1 protein-coding gene and 1 pseudogene are annotated in these 2,020 nt (G+C 63.3%); one reads left to right on the top strand and one right to left on the bottom strand.

What is annotated here, in order from left to right:
* Positions 1-12 precede the first annotated feature (12 nt).
* Positions 13-708, bottom strand: coding sequence for a cysteine hydrolase (locus EOA38_RS34925; protein WP_127301365.1), 696 nt, complete (start codon positions 706-708; stop codon positions 13-15).
* A 210-nt stretch (positions 709-918) separates the two neighbouring features.
* Here EOA38_RS34925 and EOA38_RS34920 point away from each other — a divergent pair.
* Positions 919-1,998, top strand: a pseudogene (locus tag EOA38_RS34920) (L-serine ammonia-lyase); the annotation flags it as partial.
* Positions 1,999-2,020 lie beyond the last annotated feature (22 nt).

Here is a 2,020-nt window from a genome sequence, read left to right as displayed (position 1 = left end):
TCGCTGGTCCGCTTATGCCGGCAAGGGCGCCGCAGCTGCCATTCGCAAGGCGTCGACGACCGTGTCGGTTCTGGTAATCCATCCGAACGCGTTTTCGAAATTCCACAGCGTCGACTGGCGGTTGAAGTCCCGGCCGGAATGGTTCATCGCGTCCTCGACCAGGATCGGCCAGAATTCCAGCAAGTAGGCATCACGCGCAGTTGCATCGACGCAGACATTGGTCGCAACCCCGGTGAACAGCAGATGGCGAATATTGCGGGCTCGCAAATATGCTTCCAGTCCGGTGTTGCAAAATCCGCTGTAGCGGGATTTGCGGACGACATGGTCGCCTTGCTCGGGTTTCAGCGCGTCGACGATCTGCCAATCCCAGCTGTTGTCGATCAGCAGCTTGCCGCGAAGTTCGGGTCGCCCGCGCATCAGGACCATCCCAAGTTCCTTGTGATAGTTCGGTGAGGAGGGGCCGCCCGCATCGCTGAGATCGGGCTTGTAGGACATCTGCAGATAGATCACCGCCAGGCCGGCGCGCCGAGCTGCAGCAAGGAGGCGCTTGGTGGCTTCAACGGCTGGCGCTGCACCAGATATGTCGAATCCTGCCAAGTCGAACATGCCGCCTGCCGAAGCGAAGGCGTTCTGCATGTCGACCACGATAATGGCTGTCTGGACGGGCACGATGCCCACCGGTTCCGGTCTGGCATCCAACGCAAGCATGGCTTCCTCCCCGGCAAGTGACAAACGAGACATTGACGCCGCCGGCGTGGCGCATTGCGCAGATTAATCACGGCATCACGGTCTAGCAACCTATGTCGCTGCCGGAGCAAACAAGGTCGGCACATGCTGCGCCGCGACACGCAAAACAGCGGAAACATGACGGGAATTCCTATATGTAAGCCTTGAGCGTCCCTCAGGAGATAATGGCGCGTGTTCCTTTCGGTTTTCGACCTGTTCAAGATCGGCATCGGCCCATCGAGCTCGCATACGATGGGGCCGATGACGGCCGCGCGCCGCTTCCTCGACGAAATCCTCGCCGACGACTGGCCGCGGCCGGCCGGCGTCAAGGTCGACCGGATCGGCGCCAGCCTGCATGGCTCTCTTGCCTATACCGGCATCGGCCATGGCTCGGACCGCGCCGTCATCCTCGGCCTGGCCGGCGAGACGCCGCAGACGGTCGATCCGGACGAAGCGGACGGCATCGTCGCCCGCATCGGCGCGGAGAAGCGGATTTCGCCGCCTGGACATCCGACCTATCGCTTCGATCCGGCCAAGGATCTTGTGCTCGACCGCAAGACGCCACTGACCGGCCACGCCAACGGCATGGCTTTCTACGCCTATGACGCATCCGACCGGCTGCTGTTGAAGCGCATCTATTATTCGATCGGCGGCGGCTTCGTCGTTTCCGAGGAAGAATTGCAGCGCATGAAGGCCAAGGGCTCCGTGACGACCGAGGGCAAGAAAGTGCCTTATCCGTTCAAGAACGCCGTCGAGATGCTGGCGATGGCGGCCAAGAGCGGGCTTTCCATCGCCGAGATGAAGCGCGCCAACGAGGAGAAGCACATGCCGCGCGAGGAGCTAGACGCCGGCCTCGACGCGATCTGGAGCGCCATGAAGGGCTGCATCGACCGCGGCCTGTCGCAGGACGGCATCATGCCGGGCGGGCTGAAGGTGCGCCGCCGCGCGCGCCAGCTGCACGACAAGCTGCAGGAGCAGTGGCAGCAGAACCGGCCCAATCCCCTGCTCGCCAATGACTGGCTGTCGATCTATGCCATGGCGGTCAACGAGGAGAACGCCGCCGGCGGACGCGTGGTGACCGCGCCGACCAATGGTGCTGCCGGCACGCTGCCTGCGGTGCTGCGCTACTGGCTGCATTTTCATCCCGAGGCCGACCAGCCGAGCATTCGCGACTTCCTGCTCACCGCGGCCGCCGTCGGCGGCATCATCAAGTCCAACGCCTCGATCTCCGGCGCCGAGGTCGGCTGCCAGGGCGAGGTGGGTTCGGCCTCGGGATGAAAATGCAGCCAGTAGC

Origin of the sequence: Mesorhizobium sp. M1E.F.Ca.ET.041.01.1.1 (assembly GCF_003997355.1) — a bacterium.
In the GTDB taxonomy this organism is placed as follows: Bacteria; Pseudomonadota; Alphaproteobacteria; order Rhizobiales; family Rhizobiaceae; genus Mesorhizobium.
The sequence above is the reverse complement of the archived record's forward strand: the minus strand, read 5'-3'. Positions and strand labels throughout refer to the sequence as shown.